General features: G+C 36.2%; 14 protein-coding genes. 5 read left to right on the top strand and 9 right to left on the bottom strand.

Annotated features, from left to right (window positions below; all coding sequences use genetic code 11):
• Window positions 1-134: 134 nt before the first annotated feature.
• The 4 genes from HX124_RS14115 to HX124_RS14100 are packed head-to-tail and all read right to left on the bottom strand — an operon-like array spanning window position 135 to window position 3849.
• Window positions 135-1163: an alpha/beta hydrolase gene (locus HX124_RS14115; protein WP_286378502.1), complete on the bottom strand. Its 1029-nt coding sequence runs from the start codon at window positions 1161-1163 to the stop codon at window positions 135-137.
• Complete coding sequence (locus HX124_RS14110) at window positions 1163-2290, bottom strand: YdcF family protein (protein ID WP_286383589.1); 1128 nt, start codon at window positions 2288-2290, stop codon at window positions 1163-1165. The genes HX124_RS14115 and HX124_RS14110 overlap by 1 nt, the downstream gene beginning before the upstream one ends.
• 3 nt (window positions 2291-2293) lie before the next feature.
• A complete protein-coding gene (gene murB, locus HX124_RS14105; RefSeq protein WP_286383588.1) occupies window positions 2294-3331 on the bottom strand; it encodes a UDP-N-acetylmuramate dehydrogenase in 1038 nt (345 codons plus the stop codon).
• A 14-nt stretch (window positions 3332-3345) separates the two neighbouring features.
• Window positions 3346-3849 carry a low molecular weight protein-tyrosine-phosphatase gene (locus HX124_RS14100; protein ID WP_286383587.1) on the bottom strand — a complete coding sequence of 168 codons (504 nt, stop codon included), beginning with the start codon at window positions 3847-3849 and terminating at the stop codon, window positions 3346-3348.
• Window positions 3850-3969: 120 nt separating this feature from the next.
• Between HX124_RS14100 and HX124_RS14095 the strand changes: the two genes are divergently transcribed.
• Together HX124_RS14095 and HX124_RS14090 are read left to right on the top strand one after the other, a co-directional pair.
• Window positions 3970-5127: an iron-containing alcohol dehydrogenase gene (locus HX124_RS14095; RefSeq protein ID WP_286383586.1), complete on the top strand. Its 1158-nt coding sequence runs from the start codon at window positions 3970-3972 to the stop codon at window positions 5125-5127.
• A gap of 55 nt (window positions 5128-5182) precedes the next feature.
• A complete protein-coding gene (locus HX124_RS14090) occupies window positions 5183-5575 on the top strand; it encodes an acyl-CoA thioesterase (protein ID WP_286383585.1) in 393 nt (130 codons plus the stop codon).
• Between the two features lies 1 nt (window position 5576).
• Here HX124_RS14090 and dnaX read toward each other — a convergent pair whose 3' ends face one another.
• Window positions 5577-7721: a DNA polymerase III subunit gamma/tau gene (dnaX, locus tag HX124_RS14085; RefSeq protein ID WP_286383584.1), complete on the bottom strand. Its 2145-nt coding sequence runs from the start codon at window positions 7719-7721 to the stop codon at window positions 5577-5579.
• 190 nt (window positions 7722-7911) lie between these two features.
• Here dnaX and HX124_RS14080 point away from each other — a divergent pair, with 190 nt between their 5' ends.
• On the top strand, window positions 7912-10029 hold the full coding sequence (locus HX124_RS14080; RefSeq protein WP_286383583.1) for a hypothetical protein: 2118 nt from the start codon (window positions 7912-7914) through the stop codon (window positions 10027-10029).
• Between the two features lie 10 nt (window positions 10030-10039).
• Here the strand turns inward: HX124_RS14080 and HX124_RS14075 are convergent, their stop codons facing one another.
• The 3 genes from HX124_RS14075 to HX124_RS14065 form a co-directional block, all read right to left on the bottom strand.
• The gene (locus tag HX124_RS14075; RefSeq protein ID WP_286383582.1) at window positions 10040-11293 is read right to left on the bottom strand and encodes a serine hydrolase domain-containing protein; all 1254 of its coding nucleotides are present in this window, start codon (window positions 11291-11293) and stop codon (window positions 10040-10042) included.
• A 76-nt stretch (window positions 11294-11369) separates the two neighbouring features.
• Window positions 11370-12224: a MaoC family dehydratase gene (locus HX124_RS14070; RefSeq protein WP_286383581.1), complete on the bottom strand. Its 855-nt coding sequence runs from the start codon at window positions 12222-12224 to the stop codon at window positions 11370-11372.
• A gap of 164 nt (window positions 12225-12388) precedes the next feature.
• Window positions 12389-13780 (bottom strand): 3-oxoacyl-ACP reductase, encoded by a 1392-nt coding sequence (locus HX124_RS14065; protein WP_107009972.1) that lies wholly within the window; start codon window positions 13778-13780, stop codon window positions 12389-12391.
• 242 nt (window positions 13781-14022) lie between these two features.
• On the opposite strand from HX124_RS14065, the gene HX124_RS14060 reads away from it, so the two are divergent.
• Both HX124_RS14060 and HX124_RS14055 read left to right on the top strand, forming a co-directional pair.
• Window positions 14023-15552 carry an acetyl-CoA C-acetyltransferase gene (locus HX124_RS14060; protein WP_286383580.1) on the top strand — a complete coding sequence of 510 codons (1530 nt, stop codon included), beginning with the start codon at window positions 14023-14025 and terminating at the stop codon, window positions 15550-15552.
• A 133-nt stretch (window positions 15553-15685) separates the two neighbouring features.
• The gene (locus HX124_RS14055; protein WP_286383579.1) at window positions 15686-15904 is read left to right on the top strand and encodes a hypothetical protein; all 219 of its coding nucleotides are present in this window, start codon (window positions 15686-15688) and stop codon (window positions 15902-15904) included.
• Between the two features lie 292 nt (window positions 15905-16196).
• Here the strand turns inward: HX124_RS14055 and HX124_RS14050 are convergent, their stop codons facing one another.
• Complete coding sequence (locus HX124_RS14050; protein WP_286383578.1) at window positions 16197-17414, bottom strand: alkane 1-monooxygenase; 1218 nt, start codon at window positions 17412-17414, stop codon at window positions 16197-16199.
• Between the last annotated feature and the right edge of the window lie 67 nt (window positions 17415-17481).

The raw sequence follows: 17481 nt of genomic DNA, 5'->3' as shown, positions 1-17481 counted from the left end.
CATTTCACATACGACGCAACCCCTTTTTTTAAAGTTTTTTAATTTTATTTATCAAGTGATCTTTTTTTAGTCATTTTGAATAAATTTACTGCATTTTTAGACTTATAAATGCGAATTTATTTTTAAAATGAGGTTTAATAATATGAACCAACAGAATTCGCATGTAAAAAAGCAGGAATTAATCCAGTTAAAGCTGCACGAATATCAGCACGTTCATTAATAAGTTGATGCGAACCTTCTTCTAACATGAGCAAAGTCTGTAATCGAAATTTATGACGAATAAATTCGATATTATAGCGCCAGTCTACTGTTTGATCTTGCGCGCCTTGGGCAAGCCAAACTGGAATACGACACGCAGGGCGATTTTCCATTTCTTGCATCCATTTAGACATAGCTAAAATCCAATCCATTCCCATCATACGTGGTTGTAAAGGATCTTTTAAACGTACAAATCTTAAAAATTCAGGATTGTGATTATTACGTCTAAAATGTCTAGGAACTTCGCGCTTAATTCTACGAATAATACCTAGCCCGACTGAGTTATGCCACCATGCTGATTTTGCTGGGCGAATAAGTGGTGATAATAATAAAACACGTTCAACAATTGGGTTTTCGCGGCGCTGTGCATACTCAAGTAAATGATGCATTAAAATTGCTGCACCTGTACTTTGTCCAATACCTACCCACGGTTTAGGAAGTTGGTCTGCATTTTTAACATATTGATATACAGCATGTAATACTTGCTGATAATGGTCAAAATTTTCAATATTGGCAGGTGAACCACTACTTAGACCGTGTCCAGGTAAATCATAAGTAAGAACGCTAAAACCTTGTTCTAAAATTTCGCGAATAATAGGTTGGTAAATACCACTATGTTCAAGATAACCATGTAATAAAAAAACTGTACCTTTGATTTTATCAACATTTGGCTGAAATACTTGAATATGCAATTTAAATAAAGGCATACAAATAAAACCTTGCCAATGTTGACCAATCAATTGATCTAAACCATACAAGCGTCGATAAGCTTGTATTTCTCTTGAAGGCTCATAAGGCTTATTCAGATTTAAAGCTTCTAATAATCGGGGTGTTTTTTCGCGATCTGGAATAGGTAAATCGAGTTGTTTTAAAATTGTCGGATTTAAAAATGGAATATCTGACATTAGGGAACCTCACGACAGCCACTTGATCCAAATAGAACATCACGAATAGCAGCTAATGTTTCATAATTTGCACGTCGGCTATGATTATAATTTTGTTTACTGGGTTGCCATTCTGTTAAAGGTGTTGGCATAGGTGCTTCGATTGGAATAGTTTCAATACCATTTAAGGCAAAGAGCCTTCTTGTTCTTGGCATATGATAACGATCTGTAATCAGTAATACTGTAGGTGCTCCTCCTTTTTTCTGTAAAAGTAGTGAGCTAAAACGTGTATTTTCACATGTATTCATACTACGATTTTCAAGTAAATTTGCATCTACACCACGTTCTTTTAACCATGCTTGCATATAAGGAGACTCAACACCACTTAATACAATAGGTAATTTTGTTTTCTTTTCAACTTCTATGGTTTTTTCTAATCTTACGCGAGTATAAGCATTTACAACAATGTCTTTTTGGTTTTTATCTAGTGTTAATCCGCCACCTAAAACAACGATAGCATAAGGTTGATTGGTAACTTTACTTTTCACAGTGTCCTGATTTTGCAAACTTTCAATATCTGCTTGAACTGCGGAACTCGCCAATTCACTGTGAACCATTTCCTCTTGAACATGATGTGTTTTTAAAAATTTTATGTATTGATCCATTAAAGCTTTATTACTTTCATTATTTAAATCAAGTAAAGCTTTTACTGTTGTACTTGATGAATCATCTATTGTTGCTGATGCAGAGTGCTCTACAATTAATGGAATCGTAGGTTTATCTTTTTCATCTTTATTTTCTTTTTGTTTTTTAATAATTTCCTCTTGCAATGCTTTATATCTTAATTGTAAAAGCATCAAATTTTGAGCATTTTTATCTCGGATTTCTGTTTCCATTAACTTTAAATACGCTTGTCTTGCAATCCATAAATCTGAACCTGGTTCTAAATTTTCGGACTCTGAAAGTGCAGCATTTTGCTGACTTTGGGCAGCAATTTGGTTGACTTCTACGGGGACAAAAGTATTGAGTAATTTCACCATTAAATTAGAATAAAATGGTGTATACCAAAACACCATTAGACAAGCAAAAAGTACAAAAAGGATTGCAATCCTCCGTACTGTTTTGATCATCCAATGCTGTTTCTTCATTTTTTACTCGCTTATATGTGACTGAATGAGACCTAATTCATTAAACAATACAGGTTCTGGCTCCAGTAACACATTAAATTTATTGTAAACATCCTGCTGTACTGCACGATACGTCGCTTGTACATCAGTTAATGTTGCATTTGCATAGTTGACCAAGACCAAAGCCTGTTTTTCAAACATACCGACTTGGTGCAGTTTTCTGCCTTTCCAACCAGTTTGATCAATCAGCCAACCCGCAGCAATCTTAACCTTCTCATTTGTTTGAGGATAATGTGGGATATTTGGAAATTCCACACATATTTGTTGTAAATCTGCTTGTGTAATGATTGGATTTTTAAAAAAACTACCCACATTTGGAAATTCTTTAGGGTCGGGTAATTTACTTTGACGAATATGAATCACCTGTTTTTGTAAATTTTCTGCAGAAATATCATCCTGCATTGCCGCTTTCAAATCGCCATAATTGATTTTTAAATCGGCTTGTTTTAATAATTTAAAAATAACACTCACAATAATATAGCGATTTGGATTATCTTTAAAAATACTGTGACGATAAGAAAAATCACAATCCTCAGCAGCAATCAATTTAAACTGTTGCTGCTGACGATCATAAACTTCAACATATTCAATAAATTCGCCAACTTCCACACCATAAGCACCAATATTTTGTACAGGTGCAGCGCCTACAAGCCCCGGAATTAAAGCAAGATTTTGTAAACCGTATAGCTTTTGCGTGGTCGTCCATAAAACGAAATCATGCCAAACCTGCCCCGCACCAACTTTTAAGGTTTGTGTATGATCATCTTCAGATAAAAACTCAATGCCTTGAATCTCCATATGCATGACAAGTGCATGAATATTTTGAGGCAGCAACATATTGCTCCCACCCGAAAGAATGAGAACATTTAAATGTTGTGTTTGTGCATAAGCAAGCGCTTCAATCAATGCTTGTTTTGATTGAACTTTCACATAATTTGAAGCCAATGCATCTAAACGTAATGTATTAAATTCTTTTAGAGAAACGTTTTTTTGAATATTCATACAAAACCTTAGTGTTACGCTTGACGTTTAAAATGTTCAATCCATGCTTGGCTACTTGATTCACACTGATCAAGCACACGCTCAAAACCTTCTGCATCCCCATAATAAGGATCTGGTAGTGCTTGTTGCAGATAGTTCGGATCATGTTCACTCATGAGTGCAACTGAAGCACGAATTTTATGTCCTTGCGTATTTTGCTCAGCTTGATGCTTTAAATTTAAGATATTTTTTAAGTTTTCCAAATCCATTGCTAAAATCAAATCAAATTCATAAAAATCATTTAGTTGCAACTGACGTGCGCGTAATGCAGATAAATCATAGCCGCGTGCTTTAGCATGTTTTTGGCTACGTTCATCAGGTGCTTTATTGGGGTGATAATTGCTTGTTCCTGCTGAATCAACCTGAATATTGAGTTGATGCTCATCACAATAATGTCGCAACACAACCTCAGCAGTTGGAGAACGGCAAATATTTCCTAAACACACACATAACACCTTGTATGGCGTTTTGGATGACATAACAACCTCAATTGATCATTTATTTTTTCAGGGCTTATGTTAAGTTATTTAACGAATGAATCCCATAGTACGACAAAACAATAATGTTTATTTTATGATGATAGATTAAGGATAATACATATGCGTCATTTTCAATTTCAAACTGTTGCCAATATCATTTCAGGTTTAGGCTCAATTCAAGAGTTACGTAACATTTTAACAATAAAAAATTATAAAAAACTCTTACTCGTCACGGATGCAGGCATGATTCAACATGATTTGCATCGTCCAATTTTAGACATCCTTGAACAATTAAACTTAGATTATGTGATTTATTCAGATGTACAAGCCGACCCTGCTGAACACATTATTTTAGATGCGGTCAATTATGCAAAACGTGAACAGGTTGATGTCATCATCGGGTTTGGTGGTGGCAGCTCAATGGATGTTGCGAAAGTCATTGCGATTTTAGCAGACCCACAACAACAACAAAATATTCAAGACTTATATGGTGTAAATAATGCACAGGCACCTCGCTTACCCTTAATTTTAGTGCCAACAACGGCGGGTACAGGTTCAGAAGTCACTCCAATTTCGATTGTGACAACTGGAGAAACCACCAAAACAGGTATTGTGGCACCTATTTTATATGCAGATGTTGCAATTTTAGATGCCAATTTTACAGTCGGTTTACCTGCACATATTACTGCGGCAACGGGTATTGATGCTATGGTACACGCGATTGAAGCCTATACCTCTAAAATTAAAAAGAATTTTTATGCAGATATGCTCGCTAAACAAGCCTTGAAGCTGTTAAATAAAAATTTACCTTTAGTGTTAAAAGATGGTTCAAACTTAGAAGCGCGACAAAATATGTTATTGGGTTCTATGCTTGCAGGTCAGGCATTTGCCAATGCGCCTGTAGGTGCTGTACATGCTTTGGCTTATCCACTCGGCGGACATTTTCATTTATCCCATGGACATACAAATGCCTTAGTTTTATTAGAAGTTTTAAAGTTTAATGCTCCACATGCCAAGCAACTCTATGCTGAGCTAATGCAATATCTAGATCCTTATAGTAAAGGCAGTACAGAAGGTTTATGTGATTTATTTATTGACCATATGCAACGTCATTTAGACAGCAGTGGTTTAACCTTAAAACTCAATCAGCTCAATATCCCTGAAAATATGTTAGATCGCTTGGCTGAAGATGCCATGTTACAAACACGCTTATTGCAAAATAATCCAAGAGAAATGACTAAATCGCACGCTTTAAAAATTTACCAAGAAATTTATTAAGTGATTATTTATAAATGATTTACCCATTCATTATTAATTAAATTAGATGAAAAATATGAAACCAGAAGTTAGAACTCGCACTCAATATTGTTTTTTATTCCCGATTCAAACCCGATGGGCAGACAACGATATTTATGGGCATGTCAACAATGTCACCTACTATAGTTATTTTGATATTCACCGATCCCCCATTATTGGTTTAGTGGTCAATTCAGCTTGCGACTTTTTACAAGAATTAACCTATCCAGAAGTCATTGAAGTCGGGGTGGCAATCTCTAAAATTGGCAATTCTTCATTGACTTATGATTTAGCCATTTTTAAACAAGGGCAAAATAAAGCATCTGCACAAGGTCACTTTATACATGTATTCGTTGAGCGTGAAACGAAAAAAAGCACCCCGATTCCACATGAAATGCGAGATGCTTTACAGGATTATTTAATGAAATAACCTAAACTTTCAATTGAATATTTTGCAACTCACCCTCAAAATCTTGCAATAAGCTTTTGATTGCAGGCTCAGCATGTAACATTTGTTCAGCGCGTTGATATGCTTGAATTTTGCGTTCATTTTGCATATGAAATGGTGTGGTACTTTCAACTTCACCATATTGCACATTAAACACAGTACTCAACCATTGTTGTTTAAGTGATGACTCTAGCGCATGTTGAGTTTGATTTAATAAATTTTCATATTGCTTGGAAATTTGAAATGTAGAATGACCGTTAATCATTCCAATCATCAAACCATGTTGTGCCAACTCCTGCACAGCAGGTGACAAATCACTGTTTCTAAACCAGTATTCCCATTTATTGACATCCCATTCACCTTCAAGTTGCTGCGGCGCAAGCTGTAAAATGTCTTGTGGCGTTTGCTGTGAATGATTTTTATCTTGTTCAATCTCGACGGCAACTTGATTCTGAGGCTGAGTTTTAGTGATGGATTCAGTCCCAACATCAACCACTTCATGCAACTGTACTACAGGTTTTGCTTCGTCCATTTCTGTAGCAAGGAAGAATACGTCTTCAGTTACAGCAGTATTTGTTATTGCAACATTTTCAGAAAAATCTGCACCAAATGAAGTTAAAGCGAGTTCATCTGTATCCTGTAAATTTTGAATTTCATTGACTGCTTCAATATTTTCAGTCTGTTGTAATGACAATGTTTCAGGTTCAATGCCAATACTTAAGTCCTGAGCCTGCTCCATGTTTGCAGATTTTGCACTAGTTGCTTCTTGCGTATTTGGCGTTGCACTTGTCGATGTGGGTACAACATACTCAAGCTGTTCAGCGACAGGTGCAATACTTTCAGGTGAATGCTCAATGTGTGAAAGTGTACTTGCTGTCTGAACTTGATGATCATCAACATGTTCAACAAAATGATTTTGTTCAGAGTCATACTGTTCTTGAATATCAGGTTTTGTTTCAGATTCAGGGTTTTGCTCAATCGGTTGAGCCGTGACTAAAGACGACTGAACAGTTCTTGGCTCTGAAACCACAATTTCATTGGCTTGCAATGGACGGAATGCCAGTAAACGCAAGACCGTCATTTCAAAACCTTGTTCTTGCGTCACTGCCAATTGCAGATCTGCACGTCCCTTACAGGCAATCTGATAATACAACTGGATGTCCTGTGCAGAAACCAATTGCGATAATGTCATGATCTTTTTATTGATTTCTGCGCTATATTTCAGGCTTAAATCGGGTAGATATTGCAACATTGCCAATTCATGTAATGTTGAAATAAATTGATCTAAAACCAAAGAGACATCCAAAGCTTGCTGTCTAAATTGTAGTAAAAGCTGACTGACACGCTCACGTTGATTTTGATGAATCGCCAAAATCAAATCATAAATAATGGTTCGATCAATCAGCCCCAGCATTTCCTTGACATCTTGATGATGAATCGCACCTTGACCATAGGCAATCGCCTGATCGGTCAAAGATAAGGCATCACGTAAGGAACCCTGTGCCGATTCAGCAATTTGCCAAATTGCATCCTGTTCAGACTGAATGCTTTCTTTGGCTAAAATATCCGTTAAATGATGGGTAATTTCATCGACTGCCAAAGGGCGCAAGGTGAATTGTAAACAACGTGAAATCACTGTTATCGGGAGCTTTTGTGGATCGGTTGTGGCAAATAAAAATTTGACATGTGCAGGCGGTTCTTCCAATGTTTTCAGTAAAGCATTAAAAGAATGCGTAGACAACATATGTACTTCATCGATCAGATAAACCTTGAAACGCCCTTGTGTCGGTGCATAGGGAACGTTATCCAACAGTTCACGCGTATCTTCAACTTTGGTACGTGATGCCGCATCAATTTCAATCAGGTCAATAAAACGACCTTCATTGACTGCTTTACAGGTCGCACAAACTTCACACGGCGTAGACGTTACACCCGTTTCGCAGTTCAGGCATTTTGCCAGAATACGGGCAATGGTGGTTTTCCCCACGCCTCGCGTTCCCGTAAACAAGTAGGCATGATGTAAACGCCCCCGATCCAATGCACTGGTTAATGCACGTGAAACGTGATTTTGTCCAACCAATTCATTAAAATTTCGTGGGCGATATTTACGTGCAAGTACCTGATACATGGAAGCTCCTCATTACAGCGTTAAGGATACTGTTTTTTTCTGGATTAGTGAATGAAGAATGTCTTTGAAGATGGTAATCGCTGAAATATCTAACAACAACCTCTGCATTCATTCACGACTTTAAGCTATTTTCAATATCATTGCATTTGATATACTCAAATCATAATCAATAACCCATTTAATAATTTTTATGGCAGAGCCTATTCTTTTTATTGCTAAAATTTGGATCAACAAAGCACAATATCAAAAATTCTTCCGTCATAAAGTGCTGAATAAACTTGCCTTAGAAATGATTGAAAGTCGTGAACTTAAACTCAAAAATGCTTATTATTGGCGCTATAGCAAAACCAAACAATATTTGAGCGTCAAAGCATACTATCACTTTGGTTCATCAGATTGGGATCGATTCACCTTTTATCAAGCCTTACAACAGATCATATCCTATTTAAATACAACAGGTGAGGAAAGTGTGAATCGTGGCTTTTTAATGATCCAATATCAAGCCACTGACCTAAGTGAACATCTATTTAAAATAAACAATCAGAATTGGGAAAAAGTTCAGCAATTACCATCAGCTTATGCAGATGATCTCAAAAAACTCAATAAAGACACGAATAAATTTCTTCAGAATGTAGATATCGATAATGTTTTCTCACTACAGAATCTGGATGCCAATTTTCATAGTAAAATTCAACGTATTTTAGAAAAACAACGTCTGAGCCAACTCCATCAAATTGCAACAATTGCTACGCCACAACAACCACAGTTTCTATTTGAATCTTTTTATCATAATGGTCAGTTTGTCTTTAGCGTGAAAAACGGTGGCATCATTTACCCTGAAATTGATATCAAAACATTTCAGCAACGACCTTATGGTGCTTCAGATCAGTACCATGTCATCGTGCATCATCGGCTATATCGTACAGATCCAAACCATTTTAAAAAAATTCATAAGCATGAACAGACATTTTATAAAGATCGACATGATGTGTTTGATGAACACTTCAATATTTTTCATCAAGCAGATCCTACCTCATTTTCAATTGTGAATGAATCCTGTTGTGAAGATGCAAATCATATTTATCTGGGTCATTATCAACTTAACAAACACAAATTAATCACACCACCTATCTTTATAGGCATAGATAATGAGCCTTTATTTACCTTTGAAAATCGAGTCATTTATAAAACCACACCATTAAATATTGATTTTTCAAGTTACCGATTTATTCAGGAAATTCCTAAACCAACCTATGCCAATAAACGTTTTATTCTGCAAGATCGACAAGGCTATCTGATCGTATGTCATCACTCTCAACAGATTAAGCAATTTCGTGAAAATGAACTTAGTTTGGCACAAATTTTAGAGAAATATGACTATTGCCATCCGATCGACACCCCAGATACACAGCAAAACCCAAATTGGTATGATGGAGAAATTTTTGATGAAAATTTCAATCTTGAGCTTTTTACAAACCTCATTCAACACAATCAATCTTATCTACATTCAGCATTAAAAAAATATCAGACTTACTTGGTTTTTTGCCTTCAGCAACTTGATCAACAAGAAAATTTAGCGCTTCATCAACATCATTTAATTGAAAATATATATCAATTACTCAAAGATGACCTTTGGTCAGATGCCAATATTTATTTGAAATTATGTGAATATTATTTACGTATCCAACAACCTGATACTGCATTTAACAACTTAAAACACTGTACCCTGTTTTCATGTGATCATTTACTTGATTTTTTACACAGTCCATTACTTACACCTTACCAAGATCGTGAGGATTTTCAGGAAATTTATCAATTTACCAAGCAATATATTCAAAATTCACCTAAACGCCTATTGACTCTGTCTGTCTTGGAACAACCTTTGACAAAAGCCAACAGGAACAGTCTCTGGGCTTTTGCTGAAAGTTTTGTACTTTATCCCAAAACCATATTTGACCAAATACCAGCAGACCAAGCCCATTTAAAAATCACCTATTTTGAAAAATATCAACAACTGATCTATCATTATTTCCATGACAATCATTACTTTCTATATCCAAACAGTTATTTTTTAATAGAATATTTTATGGCACCTATTGATCTTATGATTAAAGACCTCCAACACACCTTACAAATGGTGTCTGTTTTAGGTTATTTAAATCATGGTATCGAGGACTTAACAAAAAAACTCAATGCCATCCAGAACAGTGTTAATTTTTTGTTCGAGCTCAATCAGACACCCGATCTTGCAGCCTTAAATCAGTTACCCATTTTTCAAATTTTAGGATTTAAACTGCATGCACCATAATCTGATCAACTTAAAACCACCCTTTACTGCCTTTCAGTTCAGCATCGGCACAACGTAAAGCTTCTTGAGTCAGCCCCCACAAACGATAATCCCCTGTGATGGAACCAATTTGAAAGTTATGTGTATAAGCAAAACTGAGCCCTCGCTGTGGATCACACCAAGCACCTGAGCCATTATATCCCATATGTCCGAAGCCTTTTTTCGCACGTTTCCCCATGGTAATAACACGGTGATATCCCAAACGCCACTTCATTGGGATCGGCATAACACGATCACGTTTGATAGATTGAATCGTGCTTAATTCTTTAAAAACTTCAGGTTTAATCAAGGTTTGATCATTCCAAACACCTTGATTGGCTAACATCGCATATATTTTAGCCAAACTATTTGCAGTAAATACACCATTCGCAGCAGGAATAACAGCCTGTAAACCTTCATCACTAAAAAAGCTAAAATCTCGCATACCTTTGGGCACCATCGCATCTAGAAAATCTTGCGGATTTTGCCCACTTAATTCAACCAACTTATCGGAAAAGGATGTCTTATGTTTTTTCTTATTCTGTGATGATGATTGAGTTTCTACTTTTTTGGGTTTTTTAATTAAGCGAGCAACTTGCTGCAACTCTAAAGCAGGTACACCAAAATAAGCACCGTCAAGCTCTAAAGGATCAACTAAACACCTTTGCATTAACCATTTTAAGGGCTGTCCTGTGGCTTTTTCCAACACGCCACCCACGAGCCAACCAAACGTTAAAGCTTGATAAGCAATATCACTTCCTATCTGAAAACGCGGCGTTGCTTGCTCCATCACTTTTAACATATGTTGCCAGTCTGCCATCTCTTTTGCTTGCCCAATCATGTTGCGAATATCAAACAAACCACTTTGATGACTTAAAATATGACGTAGCGTCATATGCGCTTTACCATTTTGACCAAATTCAGACCAATATTGCGTGATAGGTGTATCATAATCTAACAAATCCTCACTCACCAAAATATGTGCTAATGTGGCTAAAACACCCTTTCCTGTTGAATAACAAACAGATAATGTATCTTCTTTCCAATTTTCAGTTTCTGATTTTTTACCTGTAAAGATATCTACAACTTTTTGACCTTGAAAATAAACCGTTAATGCTGCACCACCATATTGAGTACGTCCATCTTGTAACCGACTGAATTGTTTTGCTAAATCTGCAAATCTCTCATCAACATATCCATGAAAGTTATTCTTATCTGCAAATAAAATTTCCTTAATCGTACTCATTTCCCTACCCTTATTTTTATACCGTTCTAAAAAAAAGCCTAAATCATCTCGACTTAGGCTTCTATCTTATTTGATTTTATTGTGCTTTGACTACACCTGTCACATGTGGTTTATGCGATTTTTCATTTCGAATCAGAAAATCAGTCACTGCCCCTTTTGTCGCTGTCAAAAACTCAACCTTTGAAGGTAAGAACATTGGCAGTTTAAAATACACATCAGCTTCATAAGCTTCTGGCAAAGTTAAACTTGCCAATGCACGTGCTTTGCTCCACATACCATGTGCAATCGCTTGTTTAAAACCAAAAGCTTTCGCCGTCAATGCATGAATATGAATCAGGTTAAAGTCACCTGACGTTTTTGCATAGCGACGCCCTGTGTTTTCTGAAACATTCCATACTGTTTGTAATTGATAGTCAGGTGTTTGACTTTCTTTCGCTTTTTCTGCTGCGATTGTATTGGTCTTTTGGCGTGCTAAATAAGTGGTTAATCCTTCCATAACCACTTCATTACCCACTTTTGCAGTGGTAATAAAATCAAATTGTAGACCTTTATCATGTGGCTGTACTTCACCAAACTGACATGACAACGTGATCTTTTCATTCACACCAATTTTACGTGTCTGTTTAATTTGGTTACGGATATGTACCAAACCTAAAATTGCAAATGGAAATGCTTCTGTTGTCATCATATGCATTTGCAAACTTTGTGACAATACAGCCAAATAAATCGCTGGAATATAACCATTATTTTTAAAGCCACAGACTTCGTTATACGCTCTTAAATGTTGTTGGTCGACTTGTAAAGAATCCACCACATATTCAACTTGTGGTAGCACTTTTTCACCTTTCGGCTTTTTAATGATTAAACCTTGTACAACTTTTGCATAAGCAACATAAGGTTTTGGCAGTTGACTAAAATGGCGAGTATTCATACTAGACCTTTGAAATGTTTTATTTCGATATTTAAAACCCCGTCTCCCTTAGAAAGAAGGCTGGAATAAGGGGCAAAACTATCTCATTTTTAATTTATACATAACTCTACCTCTGCCTAGTCCTCTCCTTTAAAGATCAGGAGAGGAAATTTAGAGGCTCGTTATTAAGCACCTAACAAACTTTGACCGCATACACGAACAATATTACCATTTAAACCTGTAGAAGCTGTTGCAGCAAAGAGTGCAATTGTTTCAGCAACATCGACAGGTTGACCACCTTGGCTCATCGAGTTCATACGACGACCTGCTTCACGAATTGCAAATGGAATTGCAGCCGTCATTTGCGTTTCAATAAAACCAGGCGCAACAGCATTAATGGTAATTCCATCTTTTAAAATTGGTGCAGTAAATTTGACCAAACCAATCACACCTGCTTTAGACGCTGCATAGTTAGTTTGACCTAAATTACCTGCAATACCTGAAATCGAAGAAACACATACTATACGACCATTGGCATTTAGACCTTTATTTGCCAATAAATAGTCATTGATACGCTCAGCCGCAGACAAGTTAATGTTAATTACAAGATCCCACATTTCAGGTTTCATATTTGCTAAAGTTTTGTCACGTGTAACCCCAGCATTATGCACGATCACATCTAAACCACCTTGTGCAGCCGCAGCCGCTTTAATTTTTTCACCTGCATCAGCTGCTGTAATATCAATGGCTAATGTTGATCCACCAATTTCACTTGCAACACGATCTAAATCTGCTTGTTGTTGTGGTACATCTAAACAAATCACATGCGCACCATCACGTGCAAGTACATGAGCAATTGCTTCACCGATACCACGGCTTGCACCTGTTACCAACGCTGTTTTACCTGCAAGTGGTTTTGCCCAATCTACATCAATCACTTTTGCATTTGAAACATGGATCACTTGACCAGAAACATAAGCAGAACGTGGTGAAATCAAGAAACGTAATGAAGATTCTAAATTTTGTGCCGCATCAGCATCAACAAGAATTAAATCCGCAGCGATTCCTTTTTTAAATTCTTTACCTACTGCTTTTACAAAACCTTCCAAAGCACGTTGAGCGATTGCTTGTTTCACTGTAGGTGCAGATTCTGGTGTTAAACCGATCACGATCACACGACCTGAGTTTTGAATTTGACGTGCGATTGGATTAAAGAACTTGTGTAGTTCATGTAATTCTTCTGAGTTTTGAATACCTGAAGCATCAAAAACAACCGCTTTAAATTTAGACTCTTTATCGCCTTCGTTAAACGCACCAACAGTCAAACCCACTTTTGCAGCTTCTTGCTGTAGCTCAACATTATTACCCACATAACTATTTGCATGAATATTACTTAATACTTGCGCAATTTCACTTGAAAATATGCTATTTGGCGCAGCACCTAACAATACTGCACCTTTGATAACAGGTGTTGCTGATTCAAAACGATCCAAAGAAATAGGTGATGGTAAACCTAAATTTTTGATGACAAATTTACCAATTGGGGATTTAGAAAATGCTTGGTATTGATCAGTCATGGTAATAATCTCTCAGTAAATAAATTTTTTAATAAGCCTGTAGGTATCTATTAACTTCAAGTTTAATGTCAGATACTTATATTTTAATAGACTTATTATGTTTCAGTTAAATAATACTTGAGTTAAAGACTTCATGTCTTGACCTGAATGCTTTGGCAAATGTCATTTTAGTCAATTCCGCACTTCTTCAATTATGGTAATGTTAAGATCAAGAAGATTAGCCACATGCTTGGAAAAGCCTTATGAGCAAAACAACTCAAGAAAATCCAACAGTTCAAAATTCTACTGCGGAAGAAGTGTCAAATACATCAAAGCCGAGTACTCGTTCAAGTAAAGGTACTGGTACTGCTGCTCGTTCAAACAATAGCAACAGTAAACCACGTCGTACAGCAAGTACTGCTGCTCGTAAAAACACTGCTTCTACAATACAAAAAGCTGATCCAGCAACATCTCCATCGACGTCTCAAACATCTGTTTCACAGGGAAAAATCATGAGTCAAAATACTATTCGCCGTGTTGCAATTCTTGGTGGCAACCGTATTCCATTTGCACGTTCAAATGGTGCTTATTTTAAAGCAACCAACATTGACATGTTAACTGCTGCACTCAATGGTTTAGTTGAGCGTTATAAATTACAAGATCAACGTTTAGGTGAAGTTGTTGCTGGTGCAGTCCTTAAACACAGCCGTGACTTTAACATGACTCGTGAATGTGTATTAAATACACAACTTGCACCAGAAACACCTGCTTATGATTTACAACAAGCGTGTGGCACAGGTTTACAAGCTGCTTTTGCTGTTGCCAATAAAATTGCTTTAGGTCAAATTGAAGTGGGAATCGCAGGTGGTGTAGATACAACTTCTGATGCACCAATTGCATTTGGTGATGGTTTACGTAAAGCTTTACTTGAGTTGAATATTGCAAAAACGGGTAAAGATCGTCTAAAAGCATTAACAAAAATCAACATAAAAGATTTATTAGATGCACCTAAAAATGGTGAACCACGCACAGGTTTATCTATGGGCGATCATCAAGCGATTACTGCGCTTGAATGGGGTATTTCTCGTGAAGCACAAGATCAGCTTGCTGCATCTTCACATCAAAAAATGGCAAAAGCTTACGAAGATGGTTTCTTTGATGACTTAATGACACCATTTATGGGTCTTGAGCGTGACAACAACTTACGTGCTGATTCTTCTGTAGAAAAACTTGCAAAATTAAAGCCTGCTTTTGGTAAAGGTGAAAATGCAACGATGACTGCAGGTAACTCTACGCCATTAACAGATGGTGCTTCTGTGGTGTTACTCGCATCTGAAGAATGGGCAAAAGCCAATGGTCATGAAGTGCTTGCTTACTTATCATTCTCAGAAACTGCAGCAGTTGACTTTGTAGGTAAAAAAGAAGGCTTACTCATGGCGCCTGCTTATGCAGTTCCTCGTATGCTTGAACGTGCAAATATGAAACTTCAAGATTTTGATTATTATGAAATCCATGAAGCATTTGCATCACAAGTGTTATCTACATTAAAAGCTTGGGAAGATCCAAAATTCTGTAAAGAACGTTTAGGTCTAGATGCACCTTTAGGTTCAATTGATATGGCTAAACTCAATATCAATGGTTCTTCACTTGCTGCGGGTCACCCATTTGCTGCAACAGGTGGTCGTATTTTAGCAACTGCTGCAAAAATCTTAAACCAAAAAGGTTCAGGTAAGATTTTAGTGTCAATCTGTGCTGCGGGCGGTCAAGGTGTGACAGCAATTGTAGAGAAATGATCTTCTACTTTTGAAATAAACCCTAATATATGAATCCCCATAAGATCACTCTTGTGGGGATTTTTGTTCTTCTAATAATGAAATTATCACTTTTTAAGAATGGCTGATTTTAGGTGTGATATTCAGGTTACTTATGAATGAAAGATTAAAAGTATTAGTATTGAAAAACAAAATTAAACATTTTATGAACCAACTTGAAGGCGTGGAAAATATTTCCATAAAAGAATATTTTGATGGTTATTCTGAAATCTATGAGAAAATCAAAGAATATTATAAAATTAATTCTGTAGGGAAAGTGATCTTAAATTGTATTGAGTTAGAGGAGGAAATGGGGAAATTATTAGATATATGATTACTACTATATTGCTTTTGAGCGAGAATTTTTTGTTGAATTTCAATTTTCAAATATGCGGGATTTTATAAAATCATGGAAAATTCTAAATAAAGGATATGATTTGACTGTTTTTAATCAAAAAATTATTTTTGTTGTTAATGATGATGAGAGAAACTTATCCGTTCATATTCAAAAATTATCTTAAAAATTTCATTCATATAGAGATATTAAAAAAACCATTTTAATAGAAAAAACTTCAATAAAAAAGAGACCTACAATATAGGTCTCTTTAATATTCAAAAATACAGCACTATTTATTCAATAATTTATCAATCACGCCAAACTTTTTAAATAACTTCGCACGACGTTTCGGATAAATATTGGCTTTATTTAAATCACCGTTATAGTGATCAAATACACGCTGATCCATAATTTTAAACCATAAAGATGGGATCAATGCAGGCAATAACATACTTGCATAACCACTTGGCAACTCAGGCGCTTCGTCAAAATGACGCAAAGCTTGGAATGGACGTGTTGGATATGCGTGATGATCTGAATGACGTTGTAATTGATATAAAAATAGATTGGTCACAATATTGTTATTGTTCCAACTATGTTCAGGCATGGTACGTTCATATTTACCATTTTCATCTTTCTGACGCAGTAAACCATAGTGTTCAATATAATTAATAATTTCAAATAAGCTAATACCATACGCCGATTGCGTCAATAAATAAGGAAGCGTTGATGTTCCAAATAATTTCAGCATTGAAGCATGAAAACCTGCACTCATCCCCCAACCTTGTAAAAGCTCATTCTCCTTAGACCAAAAAGCTAAGCCTTTACGTTTTAAGCGGTTTTTTTCAATTTCAATCGCAGATTTAAATGAACCAACAACTGTACGAGGTAAAAACTCATAAAAAGTTTCGCCCATTTTGGATGATGCTGGGTCTTCAGGTGTTGCAGCGCGTTTGTGATGACCATACGGGTGTTCAACACGGAAATGATTGTAACCCGTAGGTACAAGTGCTAAGTGTGACAAAATATGGTCAATACGATTCGATTTATGGCTCAACTCATGTGCGGTATTCACTGCAATACCATTAATTGCACCCATTGAAATACCCAATAAAATTTTATCAACAAAAGAAGTTGTTTTACGACTCGTTAAATAACATGCATAAATATTGGCAACATATTGCAGAGGAATAAAAGTTTTAACTAATCGTGAATAATAAGGATCTTGTTCAAGTAATTTAATATCTTCAACTGAAGGGTTATGATTATCTTTACCGACAATCGTATCAATTGTTGGAATGATGATATGTAAAACGATTGGACCACCTAAAGCAAAAAGCTTTTTCAATGGCTTAGGTGCAAATTGATAGCCTGCCAAAATCCCAATACCAATCACAGGTAATGCAGGACTAATTGCCCATAAATAGCGCTTACTGTCGAGCTGTCGTACAGATTTACTGGATACTTCCTGTAATTGCTGTTCACTAAATGATACGGGTGCATTCATAACAAATTCTTCCTTATATTTCTTATCGCTATATTTACGGAATTAAGCTAGACAAAACAGTTGTAAG

This window comes from Acinetobacter sp. 226-1 (assembly GCF_030329325.1).
In the GTDB taxonomy this organism is placed as follows: Bacteria; Pseudomonadota; Gammaproteobacteria; order Pseudomonadales; family Moraxellaceae; genus Acinetobacter; species Acinetobacter sichuanensis.
This window is presented reverse-complemented; position numbering and strand designations above follow the sequence as displayed.

What these genes read in the sequence shown, in the direction of transcription:
- HX124_RS14115 (WP_286378502.1), bottom strand. Translation starts at nt 1,163, where the DNA reads ATGTCAGATATTCCATTTTTAAATCCGACAATTTTAAAACAACTCGAT.
- HX124_RS14110 (WP_286383589.1), bottom strand. Translation starts at nt 2,290, where the DNA reads ATGAAGAAACAGCATTGGATGATCAAAACAGTACGGAGGATTGCAATC.
- murB (WP_286383588.1), bottom strand. Translation starts at nt 3,331, where the DNA reads ATGAATATTCAAAAAAACGTTTCTCTAAAAGAATTTAATACATTACGT.
- HX124_RS14100 (WP_286383587.1), bottom strand. Translation starts at nt 3,849, where the DNA reads ATGTCATCCAAAACGCCATACAAGGTGTTATGTGTGTGTTTAGGAAAT.
- HX124_RS14095 (WP_286383586.1), top strand. Translation starts at nt 3,970, where the DNA reads ATGCGTCATTTTCAATTTCAAACTGTTGCCAATATCATTTCAGGTTTA.
- HX124_RS14090 (WP_286383585.1), top strand. Translation starts at nt 5,183, where the DNA reads ATGAAACCAGAAGTTAGAACTCGCACTCAATATTGTTTTTTATTCCCG.
- dnaX (WP_286383584.1), bottom strand. Translation starts at nt 7,721, where the DNA reads ATGTATCAGGTACTTGCACGTAAATATCGCCCACGAAATTTTAATGAA.
- HX124_RS14080 (WP_286383583.1), top strand. Translation starts at nt 7,912, where the DNA reads ATGGCAGAGCCTATTCTTTTTATTGCTAAAATTTGGATCAACAAAGCA.
- HX124_RS14075 (WP_286383582.1), bottom strand. Translation starts at nt 11,293, where the DNA reads ATGAGTACGATTAAGGAAATTTTATTTGCAGATAAGAATAACTTTCAT.
- HX124_RS14070 (WP_286383581.1), bottom strand. Translation starts at nt 12,224, where the DNA reads ATGAATACTCGCCATTTTAGTCAACTGCCAAAACCTTATGTTGCTTAT.
- HX124_RS14065 (WP_107009972.1), bottom strand. Translation starts at nt 13,780, where the DNA reads ATGACTGATCAATACCAAGCATTTTCTAAATCCCCAATTGGTAAATTT.
- HX124_RS14060 (WP_286383580.1), top strand. Translation starts at nt 14,023, where the DNA reads ATGAGCAAAACAACTCAAGAAAATCCAACAGTTCAAAATTCTACTGCG.
- HX124_RS14055 (WP_286383579.1), top strand. Translation starts at nt 15,686, where the DNA reads ATGAATGAAAGATTAAAAGTATTAGTATTGAAAAACAAAATTAAACAT.
- HX124_RS14050 (WP_286383578.1), bottom strand. Translation starts at nt 17,414, where the DNA reads ATGAATGCACCCGTATCATTTAGTGAACAGCAATTACAGGAAGTATCC.